A 17,276-nucleotide genomic window follows, 5' to 3' on the forward strand; every position below is an offset into this window, starting at 1 on the left:
TGCGTCAGGCGAGGGGCGCGCCGCTGCCCGCGAGCACCTCGGGCCGCAGCAGTTCCTTGAGCCGTTCGGCGGGCAGCAGGCCCTTCTCCTGGACGAGTTCGGCGACGCCCCGGCCGGTGGCGAGGGCCTCCTTGGCGATGTCGGTGGCCGCCGTGTAGCCGATGTACGGGTTGAGGGCGGTGACCAGGCCGATGGAGTTCTCCACGGCGGCGCGCAGTTCGTCCTCGTTGGCGGTGATGCCGTCGACACAGCGCTCGGCCAGGGTGAGGCAGGCCGCGCGGAGGTGGGTGATCGACTCCGACAGGGAGTGCAGGATGATCGGCTCGAAGGCGTTGAGCTGGAGCTGTCCGGCCTCGGCGGCCATGGTGATGGTGACGTCGTTGCCGATGACCTCGAAGGCGACCTGGTTGACGACCTCGGGAATCACCGGGTTGACCTTGCCGGGCATGATCGACGAACCGGCCTGCACGGGCGGCAGGTTGATCTCGTTGAGACCCGCGCGCGGCCCGGAGGACAGCAGCCGCAGGTCGTTGCAGCTCTTGGAGAGCTTGACGGCGATCCGCTTGAGGACGCCCGACATCTGCACGAACGCACCGCAGTCCTGGGTGGCCTCGACCAGGTTCGCGGCGGTGACCAGCGGCAGTCCCGTGATCTCCGCGAGGTGGCGGCGGGCCGACTCGGCGTAGCCGACGGGGGCGTTGAGGCCGGTGCCGATGGCGGTGGCGCCGAGGTTGATCTCATGGATCAACTTGACGGCCTCGTCAAGACGGCTCCGGTCCTCGTCAATCATGACGGCGAATGCGGAGAACTCTTGACCGAGCGTCATGGGGACCGCGTCCTGCAACTGTGTACGGCCCATCTTGAGCACCTCGCGGAACTCGACGGCCTTGCGGGCGAACGAGTCCTGGAGGACCGCCATCGCCTTGAGCAGTCCATGCACCGCGAAGACCGTGGCGATCTTGACGGCGGTCGGGTAGACGTCGTTGGTGGACTGCCCCAGGTTGACGTCCTCGTTGGGGTGCAGGTGCGCGTACTCACCCTTGGCGTGGCCCAGCAGCTCCAGCGCGCGGTTCGCGATGACCTCGTTGGCGTTCATGTTGGTGGAGGTGCCCGCACCTCCCTGGATCACGTCCACGACGAACTGGTCGTGCAGCTTGCCGTCGCGGATCTCCCGGCAGGCGGCGATGATCGCGGCGGCCTTCTCCGGGGCGAGCAGGCCGAGTTCCTCGTTGGCGCGGGCGGCGGCCTCCTTGACGGCGGCCAGCGCGTCGATCAGATGGGGGTAGGCGGAGATCGGGGTGCCCGTGATGGGGAAGTTCTCCGTGGCGCGCAGGGTGTGGACGCCCCAGTACGCGTCGGCGGGGACGTCACGGTCCCCGAGCAGATCGTGTTCGCTGCGGGTGTCTGCGGCGGGCATGGTGAGGTGGGCCCTTCCTGGTGAGGTGCGGGTGGGTTGGTGGTGGGTGGGGTGCGTTGTCGGGTGCGGTCCGGTGGGGCTTCTCGCGCAGTTCCCCGCGCCCCTGAAAGACCAGGCCCCTGCGGGCCTGAAAAGCCAGGCCCGGCGGGTCCGAAAGGCGGGCGGGCGGCGGGCGGCGGGGAAAGAGCACGGGGCGCAGCCCCTGCTTTTCAGGGGCGCGGGGAACTGCGCGAGAAGCCCCACCGGACCCGCACCGGACAACCCGCCCCCCGTCAGGGCAGACGCAACGGATCCAGCGCCCGCACCGCACCGACCCGGCCGACAGCCAGTCCACCGCCGAGCAACACCTCACCCGAGAACTCGGCGAGAGCCTCCCGCGGGACCCCCGCGCGGGCGAGCGCGGCCGCACACACCGGCACCCGCGCCCGGTTCGCCCCGTCGGCGATCTTCACGGCGACCGTGCGCCCGTCGGGGAGCGCGGCGACCTGGACGCCCTCGAAGCCGTCCTTGGTGAGCAGCCCCGGCACGGCCCGCATCAGCTCGGCGACATCGCGCCCCGCGCCGGAGGCCATCTCGGCGTGGTCGCGCAGGGCGTCGGCGAAGGTGCGCTCGGGGGTGCCCTCGGCGGCGGTGGCGATCCGGGCGAGGGCTCGGGCCAGGCCGTGCAGGGAGACGGAGAAGAGGGGGGCGCCGCAGCCGTCGACGGTCACCTGGGCGATGGCCTGCCCGGTGAGGTCCTCGACGATCTCGGCGATGGCCTGCTGCAGGGGGTGGGCCGGGTCGAGGTAGTCGTCCAGGGACCAGCCGTTGACCTTGCAGGTGTACAGCATGGCCGCGTGCTTGCCGGAGCAGTTCTGCGCGAGACGGGAGGGCTGCCTCCCCTCGCGTATCCAGGTGTCGCGGACGGCCGGGTCGTACGGCATGTCGGGGACGTTGCGCAGGTCGTCCTCGCTCGCCCCGGCCAGTTCCAGGATCCGCCGGGCTCCGGCGAGGTGGCGTTCCTCGCCGGAGTGGCTGGCCGCGGCCAGGGACAGCAGGTCGCCGTCCAGGGGCAGCCCGGCGCGCAGCATCGCCACGGCCTGGACCGGTTTGAGCGCCGACCGGGGGTAGAACGCCGCCTCGATGTCGCCGAGTTGGAGTTCCACCTCCCCGTCGGCCCCCAGCACCACGACGGAGCCGTAGTGGATGCCCTCGATGACACCTCCGCGTACGAGGTGGGCGACGGGGGCGTGGAGCGGTTCCCGGATCGCGGGGGCCGCGGCCACCGGAGGCACTGGGATCGCCGCGCCGCCGGTGGTCGTGGGGTCGTTCGTCACTGTCCGCATCACTTCTTCATTCCGGCCGGCCCCTCGGCGACCCGGCGTCGTACGCCGAACCAGCCGAGGACCAGCGCCAGCACGATCAGGGGGAGGCACAGCACGGTGGTGCGGCCGACGCCGCCGTCCAGGTACATCAGGACCAGCACCGAGGCCAGGAAGAACAGGGTGACCAGCTCGGTCCAGGGGGAGCCGGGGAGCCGGTAGCTCGGGCGGGTCAGTTCGCCGCGCTCGGTCTTCTGCCAGAACAGCAGGTGACAGATCATGATCATGCCCCAGGTGGCGATGATGCCGATGGCGGCGAAGTTGAGCACGATCTCGAACGCCGAGGCCGGGACCACGAAGTTCAGTCCGACGCCGAGGACGCAGATGCCGCTGGTGAGCAGGATGCCACCGTAGGGGACCTGGCTGCGGCTCATCACCCCGGTGAACTTCGGGGCGGAGCCGGCCATCGCCATGGAGCGCAGGATGCGGCCGGTGGAGTACAGGCCCGAGTTGAGCGAGGACATGGCCGCGGTGAGCACGACCAGGTTCATGATGCCGCCGGCCGCCGGGATGCCGATGTTGGAGAGCACGGTGACGAAGGGGCTCTCGCCCGCCTTGTACGAGGACCAGGGCAGCAGCATCGACAGCAGGATCACGGAGCCGACGTAGAACAGACCGACGCGCCACATGATCGAGTTGATCGCCTTCGGCATGATCTTCTCGGGGTTCTCGGTCTCACCGGCGGCGACGCCGACCAGTTCGACGGAGGCGTAGGCGAAGACGACGCCCTGGATGATCAGCAGCATGGGCAGCATGCCGTTGGGGAACAGGCCGCCGTTGTCGGTGATCAGGGCCGGGCCGGGGGTGTGGCCGTCGACCGGCTGCTGGGTGACGAGCAGCCAGATGCCGATACACATGAACAGGACCAGCGCGCCGACCTTGATGATCGCGAACCAGAACTCCAGTTCGCCGAACATCTTCACCGAGATCAGGTTCACGGAGAGGACGACGGCGAGCGCGACCAGCGCGATCACCCACTGCGGGACGTCGGAGAACATCCCCCAGTAGTGGGTGTAGACGGCGACCGCGGTGATGTCGGCGATCCCGGTGGTGGCCCAGTTCAGGAAGTACATCCAGCCGGCCGTGTACGCGCCCTTCTCGCCGAGGAACTCCCGGGCGTAGGACACGAAGGCACCGGACGAGGGCCGGTAGAGGACGAGTTCGCCGAGGGCGCGGACGACCAGGAAGGCGAAGACTCCGCAGACCGCGTACGCGATGAACAGGGACGGGCCGGCGTCGACGAGCCGGCCGCCGGCGCCGAGGAAGAGGCCGGTGCCGATCGCGCCGCCGATGGCGATCATGTTGACGTGGCGGGACTTCAGGGACTTGCTGTAGCCGGCGTCTCCGGCGTCGACGTGGACGGCTTTCCCGCCGGGCTCGACGTCTTTTTCGAGGGACTGCTCGCTCACGCCTCGGGTCCGCCTTCCGTGGTCCTGTCCGTGCGCGGGGAACGCACGATGTCGGTGAGGGTGGTCTCGACGCGGTCGAGGTGGTGGGACATGGCCTCCACCGCGTCGTGTTCGGAACCGTCGATCAGCGCCTCGACGATGGCCCGGTGCTCGCGGTTGGACTGCTCGCGCCGGCCGCCCAGCTGGTTGAGGAACGTCGACTGGCGGGCCAGCGCGTCCCGGATCTCCTCGATCACCCGGCGGAACACCGGGTTCTGGGCGGCCTCGGCCACGGCCAGGTGGAAGAGGGTGTCCATCGCGACCCAGGCGGTGGTGTCGGTCTCCCGCTCCATCCGCTCCAGGAGGTGGGCCAGATGGTCCAGGTTCTCCGGGGTGCGGCGCGCCGCCGCGTACCCGGCGACCGGGATCTCCACATGCCGGCGCACCTCCAGCAGGTCGCTCGCCGCGTAGTCGCCGAAGGTGGGGTCCTCGACGGCGTTCGCGATGACGAAGGTGCCCTTGCCGGTACGGGACTGGGTCAGGCCCATCACCTGGAGCGCGCGCAGTGCCTCACGGAGCACCGGACGGCTCACTTCGAGCTGCCGGCACAGCTCCGCCTCCGAGGGGAGCTTGTCCCCGATGGCGTACTTGCCGCGTTCGATGGCGTCGCGGAGGTGGGTGAGCACCGCTTCCATGGCGCTGACGCGCCGGGGTGCCGAGCCACCTGTCTGGCTGTCTGACAGGTTCACGGGGGTGATCCTGCGGGTGACGGGAGGGGGCTGTCAAGAGGTCACTGATTCGATCTTCGAGCCGGTCAGCTGAGGCCGCCCGCGCCGAGCAGTCCGAACAGCAGCACCCCGACGACGATCCGGTAGGAGATGAAGACATGGAAGGAGTGCCTGGTCACGAACTTGAGCAGCCAGGCGACGGAGGCGTACGCGACCACGAACGAGACGGTGGTGCCCGCGATCAGCGGGGCCGCGCCCACCCCCGCGCCGAGGGCGTCCTTGAGTTCGTAGAGCCCGGCGCCGGTCAGGGCCGGGATGCCGAGGAAGAAGGAGAGCCGGGTGGCGGCGACCCGGTCGAGGTCGAGCAGCAGCGCGGTGGACATGGTGGCGCCGGAGCGGGAGAAGCCGGGGAACAGCAGAGCGAGGATCTGCGAGCCGCCGACCAGCATCGCGTCCCGGAACCCGGTGTCCTCCTCCGCGCGCCGGCGCCGGCCCATCTGCTCCGCGACCCACATCACACCGCTGCCGACGATCAGCGAACCCGCCACCACCCACAGGGACGCGAGCGGCCCCTCGATCAGCGAGCGGGCGGCCAGTCCCACGACCACGATCGGGACCGTCGCGGCGATCACCCACCAGGCGAACCGGTAGTCGCGCTCCTGCCGCCGCTCCGCGTGGAACAGCCCCCGGAACCAGGCGGATCCGATCCGCGCGATGTCACCGCGGAAGTACACGAGCACCGCGGCGATGGCACCCACCTGGATCACCGCCGAGAACCCGACGACGGCCTTGTCCTCGACCTGGATCCCCATGAGACCCTCGGTGATCTTCAAGTGCCCGGTGGAGGACACCGGCAGGAACTCGGTCACCCCTTCCACCGCTCCGAGGACGACTGCCTGACCGACGCTGATGGTGCTCATGGGGTCCAGTTCTGCTCTGCGAGGGCTGCTCTGCGAGGGCGGTGGAGGCAGTGGTACTACAGCCGGGTAAGGGCCGCTCTCAGGACCAGAGGGCCCGTGCCACCGCCAGCCCCACATAGACCGCGCCCAGCCCCGCCGTCACACTCGCGACGACATTGGCGGCGGCGTGGAAGCGGGCGCCGCCCTGGGCCAGCCGCAGGGTCTCGTAGGAGAACGTCGAGTACGTGGTGAGCGCCCCGCACAGACCGGTGCCGAGGAGAAGCTGCAGGTGGGAGGAGGCGGCGCCGGCGGTCACGGCGCCGGTGAGGAGGCCGAGGACGAAGGAGCCGGAGACATTGACGGCGAAGGTGCCCCAGGGGAAGGCCGTGCCGTGGCGCGACTGCACCGCGCGGTCGGTGAGATAGCGCAGGGGTGCGCCGACCATTCCGCCGAGGACGACGAGGACCCAGTTCACGACGACCTCTTACCTTTCTCACGCCTCGGGGCGGGGCCGGCGGGGTCAACGGGTCCGGTGGGCCGGGCGGGTCCGGTGGCTCCGGTGGCTCCGGTGGGGAGCACGCGCCCGGCCGTGGCCGCCGCGAGCCCGACCGCCGTGAGGGCGGCGAGGAGGGTCGCGGCGAGGTAGGCGAGCGCGGTGGCGGGGCGGCCCTCCTCGATCAGGCGCTGGATGTCGACGGCGTAGGTCGAGAAGGTGGTGAAGCCGCCGAGGACGCCGGTGCCGAAGAAGGGGCGGACGAGGCGGTGGACCGTCCACACCTCCGTGATCGCGACCATGAAGAAGCCGATCACGAAGCAGCCGGTGACGTTCACCCAGAAGGTGGTCCAGGGGAAGCCGGTGGTGCCCGTGGGCCAGAGGAGGGAGGCCGCGTACCGGGCCACCGCCCCGATCGCGCCGCCGAGGGCGACGACCGCGACGACCGGTGCCTGACCGTGCCAGGGGGCGGGGCGGGGTGGATCGGGGACGGGGGCGTCGGGCCCGTCGGGTCGTGGGGCTGGCACGGTCGTACGTCTCCTACTCGCCGGGGCCCGGTGTCCGCCGGGCACGCTCCGTCGCAAGCAGGGACCGTTGTCGGCAGCGCTGCCGCGGTTCGGGTACGGCGGGCCCCACCGCCGCGCCGCGGGACGAGGGGTACCGCAGCCGGTCCACAGCGTAACCCGGGCCCCGACGGCACCGCGCGCCCCGTACCCGGTCCGGGGCGGCGTCAGCCCGCCTTGCCCGGCAGCGCGCACACCGCGACCCCGCGCTCCCAGATGCTGCCCAGGATCAGCCGGCCCTCGGCCACACAGGCGCTGGTGACCATGCGGAACCGGGAGTGGCGGTCGACGAGGGTGTGGACGACCTGGCCCTCGTCGTCGACCGCGACGACCCCCGCGAAGCCGAGGGGCCGGAACGGGGCCCGCACCGCCACCCGTCCCGCGGCGCTCCGCACCGCCGGGCTCGCGCGGTGCAGCCGGTCGAGGGCGCCGATGCGCGGGCCCGCCAGCGCCACCCACATCAGACCGCTGTCGGGGTCGCGCCACATGTTGTCGGGGGTGCCCGGCAGATCCTCGACGAAGGGCTCGCCCGTGCCGGCCCTCGCCCCCGTGAGGTGGACGCGGGTCAGCCGGCGCGGGCCGGTCTCCGCGACCACGAGGAACGACTCGTCGGCGCACGCCGCGAGGCCGTTGGCGAACTGGAGCCCCTCCAGGACGACTTCGGGCTCCTCCTCCCCCGGGGCGAGCCGCAACAGCCGTCCGGTGCCGGTGTGTTCGACGATGTCGCCGATCCACTGGTGGAGGGGGTAGCGGCTGCTGGAGACGGTGAAGTACACCGTGCCGTCGGAGAGCGCCACGACATTGCTGCAGAACCGCAGCCGCTCACCGGCCGCCTCGTCGGCCAGCACCCGCACGGTGCCGTCGGCGGTCGTGACCCGCAGCAGCCCCCGTTCGGCGTCGCACACCAACAGGTCTCCGTCGGGGAGGAGTTGAAGGCCGAGTGGCCTGCCTCCGGTGTCGGCGAGCGTCTCGACCCGGGCCCGGCCCGGCTCCGCGAGTCCGTCCACCCGCAGCACCCGGCCGTCCTCGACGCCGGTCAGTACCCGTCCGCGTCCGTCGGCGACCACGTCCTCGGGGCCGCGCCCACCGATCCCGACGAACGCCTCCGGCAGGAGTCCCGCGCCCCGTGAAACCGCCCCGCCCGCCATGTCCGCCTCCCGGTGGTCCGCCCGATGCCCCGCGCCGGACCATCCTGGCAGGGGCCGGGCCGCCCCACACGGCCTCGGGTTAAGTTGGCCGTCGCTGACGAAGGAGAAGCCGTGCCCGCCCGCCCCCGCCTGCTGTACGTCACCGACCTCGCCTACCCGGCCCGGGGGCGTCGCTACGGCGACGAGGACGTCTTCCTCACCTCCCGGCTGCGCGCGGAGTTCGACCTCGCCCTGTGCCATCCGCTGGACGCGGCGGCCCTGATGGACGGCTTCGACGCGGTCGTGGTGCGCAACAGCGGACCCGTCCTGCACTACCAGGAGGCGTACGACGCGTTCCGCGCGCGGGCGGCGGCGCGGGGCACGCGGGTCTACAACCCGTTGACCGGCCGGGCCGACATGACAGGCAAGCAGTATCTGCTCGACCTCACGGGCGCCGGGTACCCGGTCATCCCCACCGTCGACCGGCCCGAGGACCTGGAGCGACTGCCCGCCTCCGCCTCGTACGCGGTGAAGCCGAAGGCCGGCGCGGACTCGGTCGGGCTGCGCTTCCTGACCGGTCCCGAGCTGACGGACCTGAGCTGGGACGGGGTCCTCGTCCAGCCACGCGTCGACTTCCGCCACGAGGTGTCCTTCTACTACGTCGACGACACCTTCCAGTACGCCCTGTACGCGCCCGACCCCGACCGCCGCTGGGTCCTGGAGCCCTACGAGGCCACCGACTCCGACCTCGCCTTCGCCCGCCGTTTCATCGACTGGAACACCCTCGACCACGGCATCCAGCGGGTGGACGCCTGCCGCACACGGGAGGGCGACCTCCTCCTGGTCGAGCTGGAGGACCTCAACCCGTACCTGTCCCTGGACCGCGTCCCGGAACAGGTACGGGACACCTTCGTCACGGCCATGGCCGCCTCACTGCACACGTTCCTCGGCCGCTGAACAGCGGGCGGGGCCGCACGTCGAGACGTACGGCCCCGCCCGTCTCACCTCGCTACCGGTGGCTGAACCACGCCGCCGCCGGGAGCAGTCTGTCGTCGTAGCCGAACAGCGCCTGGTTCTCCCAGCCGTTGCCGGACGCCGCGTCCGTCGGGTCCCAGCCGTTGCCCGAGACCGCGGTCCACGTCGACTCCCAGTAGAAGATCCCGAGGCCGCGGCCGTTCGGGACGGCCTCGACGATGCTCGCGATGTCCTTCATCCACCGGGTCTGACCGGCGGTGGTGGCCGGGTAGCCGGACACCAGCTCGCTCGACAGGTCGATGATGTTCTCGTGCGCGTCCTCGCTGTCCAGCCGGAACGGGTACGCCGTCTCGGCGACGAACACCGGCTTGGCGTAGCGGGAGGCCGCGTCGTCCAGGGTCGTCTGGAAGTCGGCGAGGGTGCCGTGCCAGTAGCCGTAGTACGACAGGCCGATGACGTCGAACTTCACCCCGTTGGAGACCGCGCTGTCGAACCACCAGCGGGTGCCGGACAGATCGCCGCCCTTGGCGAGGTGCAGGGCGACCTGGGTGGAGGAGTTGACCGCCTTGACCGCGTCGTAGCCGGAGTTGAGCAGTCCGGCGAGCTGCGACCAGTTGGAGGTGGAGCCCGCCGACCAGAGCATGCCGCCGTTGATCTCGTTGCCGACCTGGACCATGTCGGCGGTGGTGCCCTGGGACTTCAGGGCGTTGAGGACGTCGTAGGTGTGGTTGTAGACATCCGTGCGCAGCTGGCTGTAGCTGTGGCCGGTCCACGCGGACGGCACGGTCTGCGCGCCCGGGTCCGCCCAGGTGTCCGAGTAGTGGAAGTCGACCAGCAGCTTCATGCCCTGCGCCTTGACGCGCTTGGCGGCGGCGAGCACCCGCGCCTTGTTGTTGTAGCCGTCGGCGGGGTTCACCCAGACCTTGAGGCGGGCGTAGTTCTGGCCGGCGCCCTTGAGGATGGCGAGCGCGTCTCCGGTGGTGCCGGAGCTGTTCTTGTAGACGCCGCCCTTGGCCTCGCTCTTGATGAGCGACGACACGTCGGAGCCCTTGATGGGCACGCCCGTCGTCCCGGACGCGAAGGTCAGGTCGTCGACGTTGATCCAGTTGCCCGCGTTCGCGTCGGAGTTGACGCTGATGGTGCACTGGTTGTTGGTCACCGCGATGGAGGTGACGATCCGGATCCAGCCGCTGGAGGAGACCGGGAGGTCGGTGCGCTGCTCGGCGCTGCCGCAGTTCTTCAGCGCGAGGTAGGCCGAGTTCTGGCCGCCGCCGGAGCGCACCCACGCGGTGAGCTTGTAGTTCCCGTTGGTGAGGCCGGAGAGGTACTGGTACGTCTCCACCTTGTAGGCCGAGGCCGACCAGTGGGTGAGGCGGTAACTGCCGCCGTGGCCACCGGACTCGGTGAAGGAGGCGGCGTTCTGCCCGGCCGCCGAGTACGTCGACCAGCCGGCCGGCGTCGCGGTCCCGGTGCCGTCGGACTCGAAGCCGCCGTTGCCGAGCGTGGAGGCGGCGGAGGCGGAGCCGGCGGGCAGGGTGGTGAGCGCCAGCCCCGCGAACAGCGGTATGAGCAGGGCCCTGAGGGCGCGTCTCGCGTGGAACATCGTCGTCCCTTCGACGAAGGTGGGGAACCGGTTGAGCGGTGCTGTGGCGGGGGGGGGCGCGGGCGGGGGGGGGGGGGGGGGCGCGCGGGGGGGGGGGGGGGGGGGGGGGGCCGCGGGGGGGGGCGCGGCTCGCCGCGTGGGGCGGGCCCCCGCCCCCCGGGGCCGCGGCGCGCCCCCCCCCCCCCCCCCCCCCCCCCCCCCCCCCCCCGCCGGTACCGGCCGGATGTCCCCAGAGATCCGGCCGGTGTTCGGGGGGGGGGAGAGAAGACGATCAGGCGTCGAGTCGTACGACCCGGACGCCGCCCGCGGGTACGGCGAGCCGGCCCGCCGCTCGTTCGCCGGTCAGCAGTTCCGTGCCGGCCGTGTCCAGCGGCACCTTCGCGTCGAGCGCGGTGTGGTTGACGACGAAGAGGAAGTCGCCCGACTCCCCCGCGCGGCGCACCACTTCGACGTCGCGGGGCAGGTCGGCGCGGGGCGCGATGCCGGCGTCGTCGGCGGCCCAGCCGAGGAGCGCGTCCAGTCCGTGGGCGTCGAGGCGGGTGGAGACGTACCAGGCGGAGCCCTCGCCGAGCCGGTGCCGGGTGACGGCGGGCCGGTCGGCGGTGAGCCCGTCGGCGTACGTCCACACGGGTTCGGCGCCGTGCGGCACCACGAACTCGGTCCAGACGTCGCCGGTGAGTTCGGAGCCGTCGGGGCCGGTGATCCGGACGCTCTCGCCGCCGAGCAGCGGGGAGAACTCCTCGACGGTCAGGCCGAGCACGTCCCGCAGGGCGCCGGGGTAGGGGCCCTCGTGGACGGCGTCGTGCTCGTCGACGATCCCGGAGAAGTAGGAGACGACGAGGGTGCCGCCCTGGTCGACGTACGCCCTGAGGTTGTCCGCCGCGGCTCCGGTCATCAGGTACAGCGCGGGGACGACGACGAGGGGGTAGGCCGACAGGTCGGCTTCCGGGTGGGCGAAGTCGACGGTGAGGTGGCGGTCGTAGAGGGCCTCGTAGAAGGCGTCGGCGCGTTCGCGGGCCTCGTGGTCCTCGGTGGGACGCCAGGCGAGGTTCTGCGCCCACCAGGAGTGCCAGTCCCACAGGACGGCGACGTCGGCGACGGTCCGGGTGCCGCGGATCCGGCTGAGCGAGTCGAGGGACGCACCCAGTTCGACGACCTCGCGCCACACACGTGACTCGGTGCCGGCCTGCGGGAGCATCGCCGAGTGGAACTTCTCGGCACCGCGCCGGGACTGCCGCCACTGGAAGAACATGGCGCCGTCGGAACCGCGCGCCACATGGGCGAGGGAGTTGCGGGCCATCTGGCCGGGGGCCTTGGCGGGGTTGCGGGCCTGCCAGTTGACGCCGGAGGTGGAGTGTTCCAGGAGCAGCCAGGGGGCGCCGCCGCCGACGGAGCGGGTGAGGTCGGCGGCCATGGCGAGGTTGACGTGGGTGCGGCGGCCGTCGGTGATCAGGTAGTGGTCGTTGGTGACCAGGTCGACCTCGCGGCCCCAGGCCCAGTAGTCGAGGGAGTCGCACTGGCTGAGCGCGGTCATGAAGTTGGTGGTGACCGGGATGCCGGGGGCGAGGCGGTGGAGGATGTCCCGCTCGGCGACGAAGTTCTCCCGGACGGTCTCGTCGGCGAACCGCTTGTAGTCGAGGGCCTGGCCCGGGTTGCCGACCGTGGGGGTCGTGCGCGGCGGGTTGATCTGCGCGAAGTCGGTGTAGTGCTGGCCCCAGAAGGCGGTGCCCCAGGCCTCGTTGACCGCGGCGACGTCGCCGTACGTCCGCTCCAGCCAGCGGCGGAAGTGCGCGGCGCAGGAGTCGCAGTAGCAGGCGGAGACGGGGACGCCGTACTCGTTGTGGACGTGCCAGAGGGCGAGGGCCGGGTGGTCGGCGTAGCGCTCGGCGAGCCGGGTGGTGATGTTCGCGGCGGCGGCCCGGTAGTCGGTGTTGCTGTGGCAGATGGCGCCGCGTGAGCCGAACTCGTAGCGGGTGCCGTCGGCGGCCACGGGCAGCGCCTCCGGGTGCTCGCGGTAGAACCAGACGGGCGGGACGACGGTGGGGGTGCCGAGGTCGACGCGGATGCCGTTCTCGTGCAGCAGGTCGAGCAGCCGGTCGAGCCAGCCGAAGTCGTACGTGCCCCGCGAGGTCTCCAGCAGGGCCCAGGAGAAGATGCCGACGCTCACCATCGTGACGCCGGCCTCGCGCATCAGCCGGACGTCCTCGTGCCAGACGGTTTCCGGCCACTGCTCGGGGTTGTAGTCGCCACCGAAGGCGAGCCTGGTGAGGCCCGTGGGGGTGGTCTCCGGCATGGATCTCTCCCGTTGAGTCGATCATTTGGGAACGTGCACACACAGCGGCGGCGGTGCGGGCCCAACATAACCGCACAGCAACAACCATTGACAAGTGTCCGGGATGTTTCTCTACTGTGAACGCTCACAGAAGCATGGCACGGTCTTCGCAGCAGACGAGGGCCCAGGTCAGGGGAGAAAGATCCATGTCCGACATCACCAAGCACCGGCGCTTTGTGGCCACTGCCGTCGCCGTCACGCTCGGCGCCACCACACTGGCCGCCTGTGGCGGGTCCGAGGACGAGGGCGGGGACCGGTCGGGGCCGGCGAAGCTGACGTACTGGACCTGGACGCCGGGCATGGACAAGGTCGTGGACCTGTGGAACAAGGGTCCCGGCAAGGAGCAGCAGATCACCGTCACGGTGAAGAAGCAGGCCTCCGGCGACACCCTGGTCACCAAGATCCTCACCGCGCACAAGGCGGGCAAGGGCCCGGACCTGGTGCAGGCCGAGTACCAGGCGCTGCCGACGCTGGTCAGCAATGACGCGGTCGCCGACATAGCCGGGGAGTCCGGCGACGCGAAGGGCAAGTTCGCGGACGGCGTCTGGCAGCAGACCACGCTGGGCTCGGACGCCGTATACGCGATCCCGCAGGACATCGGGCCGATGATGTTCTACTACCGCGAGGACCTGTTCAAGAAGTACGGCCTCGAAGTCCCCAAGACCTGGGACGAGTTCGCCGAGACCGCGCGGAAGCTGAAGAAGGCGGACCCGGACGTCGACCTCACCACCTTCTCCGCGAACGACTCCGGTCTCTTCGCCGGTCTCGCCCAGCAGGCGGGCGCGCAGTGGTGGACCACCGAGGGCCAGAAGTGGAAGGTCGGCATCGACGACACGGCGACGAAGCGGGTCGCGGACTTCTGGGGCGGCCTCGTCAAGGAGGGCGCCGTCGACAACCAGCCGATGTACACCCCGGCCTGGAACAAGGCGCTCAACACCGGGAAGCAGATCGCCTGGGTCAGCGCCGTGTGGGCGCCGGGCACACTGACCACGGCCGCGCCCGACACCGAGGGCAAGTGGAAGGTGGCGCCGCTGCCGCAGTGGTCGGCCTCCGAGAACACCACCGGCAGCTGGGGCGGCTCCTCGACCGCCGTCACCACGGACTCCGAGCACAAGGGTGCCGCCGCGAAGTTCGCCACCTGGCTGAACACGGACCCCGAGGCGCTGACCGCGCTGGCCAAGGAGGGCGGTATCTACCCGGCCGCCACCACCGCGCAGACCAGTGACGCGTTCGCCGAGCCGCCGGCCTTCTTCTCCAACCAGGCCGACTTCTACACCGTCGCCTCCGAGGTCGCGAAGACGACCGCGCCCTCCGCCTGGGGCCCGAACGTGAACGTCGCCTACACGACCTTCAAGGACGCGTTCGGCGCCGCCGCGAAGAACAAGTCGGACTTCGGCGCCGCCCTGACGACGATGCAGGACGACACGGTCGCCGACATGAAGAAGCAGGGCTTCGAGGTCGCTCAGTGACGACGGCACACCGGAGGTCGTACGGGGTCAAGGGGGCCCCGTACGCCCACCCGTCTCCCACCACCACCCTCACACGAGCGCGAAGCGCCCCCTATCTTTTCCTTCTCCCCGCCACGATCCTGTTCGCCCTGTTCTTCGCGCTCCCCATCGGCTACGCGGTCTGGCTCAGCCTGCACAAGGTGCAGGTCAAGGGGCTCGGCCTCGGCTCGGGCGCGCGCAGCGAGGTGTGGGCGGGCATCGAGAACTACACCGACGCGCTGACCGACTCCGAACTGCTGGACGGCGCGCTGCGCGTCCTCGGCTACGGCGCGATCGTGGTCCCGGTCATGCTCGGTCTGGCGCTGGTCCTCGCCCTGATGCTGGACAGCGACAAGGTACGCCTGGCCCCCTTCACCCGGCTGGCGATCTTCCTGCCGTACGCGGTCCCGGGCGTCGTGGCGGCCCTGCTCTGGGGCTTCCTCTACCTCCCCGACGTCAGCCCGTTCTACTTCGTGCTGGAGAGGCTGGGACTCCCCCAGCCGGACCTGCTGGACGGCGGCGGGCTGTACGCGGCGCTGTCGAACATCGCGATCTGGGGCGGCACCGGCTTCAACATGATCGTCATCTACACCTCGCTCCAGGCGATCCCGGTCGAGGTGTACGAGGCGGCCAAGCTGGACGGCGCGACCCCGCTGCAGATCGCCCTGCGGATCAAGATCCCGATGGTGGCGCCCTCCCTGGTGCTGACCTTCTTCTTCTCGATCATCGCCACGCTCCAGGTGTTCAGCGAGCCCACCACCCTCAAGCCGCTCACCAACTCCGTGTCCACGACGTGGAGTCCGCTGATGAAGGTGCACCGGGACGCGTTCGGCGAGGGCGACATCCACTCGGCGGCGGCCGGCGCCGTGATCATCGCCGTGGCCACCCTGGTCCTCTCCTTCGGGTTCCTGAGGGCCGCGAACGCCCGTAGCAAGCAGGAGGCAGCACAGTGAGTTCTCTTGCCGTCCGCAAGGCCGCCCCGGCGGCCGGCACGACCCCCGGCACCGCCGAGGGTCCGCCGCTGCGCCGCCGGATCGCGCTCGTCCCGACGCTCACCCTGCTGCTGGGCGCGCTCTACTGTCTGCTGCCCGTGGCCTGGGTGCTGATCGCGGCCACCAAGTCGGGCAGCGAACTGTTCTCCACCTTCACCTTCCTGCCCGGCACCGGCTTCGCGGACAACCTGTCCGACCTCAACGCCTACCGGGACGGCGTCTACTGGCAGTGGATGGGCAACTCCGCCCTCTACGCCGGTCTCGGCGCCCTGCTGTCCACCGTCGTCTCGGCGATCAGCGGCTACGCGCTGGCGATCTACCGCTTCAAGGGCCGCGAGGCCGTCTTCAACGTCCTCATGGCGGGCGTGCTGATGCCGCCGGTGATCCTGGCGATCCCGCAGTACCTGCTGATGGCGAAGGCGGATCTGGCCGACAGCTACTGGTCGGTGCTGCTGCCGCTGGTCCTCTCCCCGTACGGCGTCTATCTGTCCCGGATCTACGCCGCCGCGGCCGTCCCCTCCGACGTGGTCGAGGCGGGCCGGATGGACGGGGCGGGCGAGTGGCGGATCTTCACCCGGATCGCGCTGCCGATGATGGTGCCGGGGCTGGTGACGGTGTTCCTGTTCCAGTTCGTGGCCGTCTGGAACAACTTCCTGCTGCCGTACATCATGCTCAGCGACGACGAGAAGTTCCCGATCACGCTCGGTCTGTTCACGCTTCTCGAACAGGGCTCCAACACTCCGGCGCTCTACACCCTGGTGATCACCGGCGCACTCCTCGCGGTGATCCCGCTGATCGCGCTCTTCCTGGTCATCCAGCGGTTCTGGAGCCTCGATCTGCTCTCCGGAGCCGTAAAGTCATGACCATGAGCAGCACGGGGGGCAGGCGCAAGCCGCCGACCATTCACGACGTGGCGCGCGAGGCGGGAGTCTCCCGGGGGACGGTCTCGCGCGTGCTCAACGGCGGCCACTACGTCAGCCCGACGGCCGCCGAGGCGGTCAACGCCGCGATCCGCAGGACGGGTTACGTCGTCAACCGGCACGCCCGCTCACTGATCACGGGCCGCTCGGACTCGATCGGCTTCCTGCTGACGGAACCGCAGGAGAAGCTGTTCGAGGACCCCAACTTCAATGTCCTGCTGCGGGGTTGCACCCAGGCGCTGGCCGCGCACGACATCCCGCTGCTGCTGATGGTGGCGGGCACGGAGGACGAGCGGCGCCGGATCACGCGCTACATCACGGCCGGCCATGTCGACGGGGTGCTGCTGGTGTCCAGCCACTCCGGGAACCCGGTCGCCCAGGAACTCCGCGAGGCGGGCATCCCGCTCGTGCAGTGCGGCAAGCCCATGGCGCCCGGCTCCAAGGTCAGTTACGTGGCCGCCGACGACCGGGACGGCGCCCGGGACATGGTCCGCCATCTGCTGTCGCTGGGCCGCCGCTGCATCGGCGTGGTGACCGGCCCGCTGGACACCCCCGGCGGTGTCGACCGGCTCGCCGGGTACAAGGAGGTCCTCACCGAGGCCGGCGTGGAGATCGACGAGCGGCTCATCGTCTCCGGTGACTACAGCCGGGCCAGCGGTGAGGCGGGCACCGAGGTGCTGCTGGCGCAGGCCCCCGACCTGGACGCCGTGTTCGTGGCGTCCGACCTGATGGCGCAGGGCGCGCTCACGGCGCTGCGCCGGGCGGGCCGCCGGGTCCCCGAGGACGTGTCCGTGGGCGGCTTCGACGACTCCGCCGCGGCCACGGAGGCCGTCCCCGCGCTCACCACCATCCGCCAGCCCTACGACCGCATCAGCAACGAGATGGTGCGTGTCCTGCTGGCCCAGATCGGCGGCGAGGACCCGGCGGCGGTGATCCTGCCGACGGAACTGGTACGGCGGGAGTCGACCTGAGCCGCCGCCTACGGGAGCCG

General features: G+C 70.9%; 15 protein-coding genes. 5 read left to right on the forward strand and 10 right to left on the reverse strand.

Features of this window, described 5'->3' with window-relative positions; genetic code table 11:
• Positions 1–4: 4 nt before the first annotated feature.
• From aspA to J8M51_RS08295, 8 genes are all read right to left on the reverse strand, one after another.
• Positions 5–1,417, reverse strand: a complete 1,413-nt coding sequence (gene aspA, locus J8M51_RS08260; RefSeq protein ID WP_216590145.1) for an aspartate ammonia-lyase — start codon at positions 1,415–1,417, stop codon at positions 5–7.
• Positions 1,418–1,689: 272 nt separating this feature from the next.
• Complete coding sequence (locus J8M51_RS08265; protein WP_179203395.1) at positions 1,690–2,742, reverse strand: asparaginase; 1,053 nt, start codon at positions 2,740–2,742, stop codon at positions 1,690–1,692.
• The gene (locus J8M51_RS08270; RefSeq protein ID WP_086761618.1) at positions 2,742–4,187 is read right to left on the reverse strand and encodes an amino acid permease; all 1,446 of its coding nucleotides are present in this window, start codon (positions 4,185–4,187) and stop codon (positions 2,742–2,744) included. Before J8M51_RS08270 ends, J8M51_RS08265 begins: the two co-directional genes overlap by 1 nt.
• Positions 4,184–4,915, reverse strand: coding sequence for a FadR/GntR family transcriptional regulator (locus tag J8M51_RS08275; protein ID WP_086761616.1), 732 nt, complete (start codon positions 4,913–4,915; stop codon positions 4,184–4,186). Before J8M51_RS08275 ends, J8M51_RS08270 begins: the two co-directional genes overlap by 4 nt.
• 65 nt (positions 4,916–4,980) lie before the next feature.
• Positions 4,981–5,814 carry an undecaprenyl-diphosphate phosphatase gene (locus tag J8M51_RS08280; protein WP_086761614.1) on the reverse strand — a complete coding sequence of 278 codons (834 nt, stop codon included), beginning with the start codon at positions 5,812–5,814 and terminating at the stop codon, positions 4,981–4,983.
• 79 nt (positions 5,815–5,893) lie between these two features.
• A complete protein-coding gene (gene crcB / locus J8M51_RS08285) occupies positions 5,894–6,268 on the reverse strand; it encodes a fluoride efflux transporter CrcB (RefSeq protein ID WP_086761611.1) in 375 nt (124 codons plus the stop codon).
• The gene (gene crcB / locus J8M51_RS08290; protein ID WP_267299068.1) at positions 6,265–6,813 is read right to left on the reverse strand and encodes a fluoride efflux transporter CrcB; all 549 of its coding nucleotides are present in this window, start codon (positions 6,811–6,813) and stop codon (positions 6,265–6,267) included. The genes crcB (J8M51_RS08285) and crcB (J8M51_RS08290) overlap by 4 nt, the downstream gene beginning before the upstream one ends.
• 203 nt (positions 6,814–7,016) lie before the next feature.
• Positions 7,017–7,997 carry an SMP-30/gluconolactonase/LRE family protein gene (locus J8M51_RS08295; protein WP_267299069.1) on the reverse strand — a complete coding sequence of 327 codons (981 nt, stop codon included), beginning with the start codon at positions 7,995–7,997 and terminating at the stop codon, positions 7,017–7,019.
• Positions 7,998–8,108: 111 nt separating this feature from the next.
• Here J8M51_RS08295 and J8M51_RS08300 point away from each other — a divergent pair, with 111 nt between their 5' ends.
• Positions 8,109–8,933, forward strand: coding sequence for an ATP-grasp domain-containing protein (locus J8M51_RS08300; RefSeq protein ID WP_086757611.1), 825 nt, complete (start codon positions 8,109–8,111; stop codon positions 8,931–8,933).
• Between the two features lie 52 nt (positions 8,934–8,985).
• Here the strand turns inward: J8M51_RS08300 and J8M51_RS08305 are convergent, their stop codons facing one another.
• Both J8M51_RS08305 and J8M51_RS08310 read right to left on the reverse strand, forming a co-directional pair.
• Positions 8,986–10,554, reverse strand: coding sequence for a glycoside hydrolase family 53 protein (locus tag J8M51_RS08305; RefSeq protein ID WP_086757610.1), 1,569 nt, complete (start codon positions 10,552–10,554; stop codon positions 8,986–8,988).
• A gap of 271 nt (positions 10,555–10,825) precedes the next feature.
• Positions 10,826–12,847 (reverse strand): beta-galactosidase, encoded by a 2,022-nt coding sequence (locus J8M51_RS08310; protein ID WP_086757608.1) that lies wholly within the window; start codon positions 12,845–12,847, stop codon positions 10,826–10,828.
• Positions 12,848–13,032: 185 nt separating this feature from the next.
• Here J8M51_RS08310 and J8M51_RS08315 point away from each other — a divergent pair, with 185 nt between their 5' ends.
• From J8M51_RS08315 to J8M51_RS08330, 4 genes are read left to right on the forward strand one after another with little or no spacing between them, the layout of a single operon-like run.
• Positions 13,033–14,355 (forward strand): extracellular solute-binding protein, encoded by a 1,323-nt coding sequence (locus tag J8M51_RS08315; RefSeq protein WP_086757606.1) that lies wholly within the window; start codon positions 13,033–13,035, stop codon positions 14,353–14,355.
• Positions 14,352–15,326, forward strand: a complete 975-nt coding sequence (locus tag J8M51_RS08320) for a carbohydrate ABC transporter permease (RefSeq protein ID WP_086757604.1) — start codon at positions 14,352–14,354, stop codon at positions 15,324–15,326. Before J8M51_RS08315 ends, J8M51_RS08320 begins: the two co-directional genes overlap by 4 nt.
• Positions 15,323–16,228 (forward strand): carbohydrate ABC transporter permease, encoded by a 906-nt coding sequence (locus tag J8M51_RS08325; protein ID WP_086757602.1) that lies wholly within the window; start codon positions 15,323–15,325, stop codon positions 16,226–16,228. The genes J8M51_RS08320 and J8M51_RS08325 overlap by 4 nt, the downstream gene beginning before the upstream one ends.
• Positions 16,225–17,256: a LacI family DNA-binding transcriptional regulator gene (locus tag J8M51_RS08330; protein WP_086757600.1), complete on the forward strand. Its 1,032-nt coding sequence runs from the start codon at positions 16,225–16,227 to the stop codon at positions 17,254–17,256. The genes J8M51_RS08325 and J8M51_RS08330 overlap by 4 nt, the downstream gene beginning before the upstream one ends.
• Positions 17,257–17,276: the final 20 nt, after the last annotated feature.

Source organism: Streptomyces griseiscabiei (assembly GCF_020010925.1).
GTDB classification, from domain to species: domain Bacteria; phylum Actinomycetota; class Actinomycetes; order Streptomycetales; family Streptomycetaceae; genus Streptomyces; species Streptomyces griseiscabiei.

Bases quoted from the DNA above. Each gene is read 5' to 3' on its own strand.
- J8M51_RS08330 (WP_086757600.1), top strand. From the start codon at position 16,225: ATGACCATGAGCAGCACGGGGGGCAGGCGCAAGCCGCCGACCATTCAC.
- J8M51_RS08265 (WP_179203395.1), bottom strand. From the start codon at position 2,742: ATGCGGACAGTGACGAACGACCCCACGACCACCGGCGGCGCGGCGATC.
- J8M51_RS08305 (WP_086757610.1), bottom strand. From the start codon at position 10,554: ATGTTCCACGCGAGACGCGCCCTCAGGGCCCTGCTCATACCGCTGTTC.
- J8M51_RS08310 (WP_086757608.1), bottom strand. From the start codon at position 12,847: ATGCCGGAGACCACCCCCACGGGCCTCACCAGGCTCGCCTTCGGTGGC.
- J8M51_RS08315 (WP_086757606.1), top strand. From the start codon at position 13,033: ATGTCCGACATCACCAAGCACCGGCGCTTTGTGGCCACTGCCGTCGCC.
- aspA (WP_216590145.1), bottom strand. From the start codon at position 1,417: ATGCCCGCCGCAGACACCCGCAGCGAACACGATCTGCTCGGGGACCGT.
- J8M51_RS08280 (WP_086761614.1), bottom strand. From the start codon at position 5,814: ATGAGCACCATCAGCGTCGGTCAGGCAGTCGTCCTCGGAGCGGTGGAA.
- J8M51_RS08295 (WP_267299069.1), bottom strand. From the start codon at position 7,997: ATGGCGGGCGGGGCGGTTTCACGGGGCGCGGGACTCCTGCCGGAGGCG.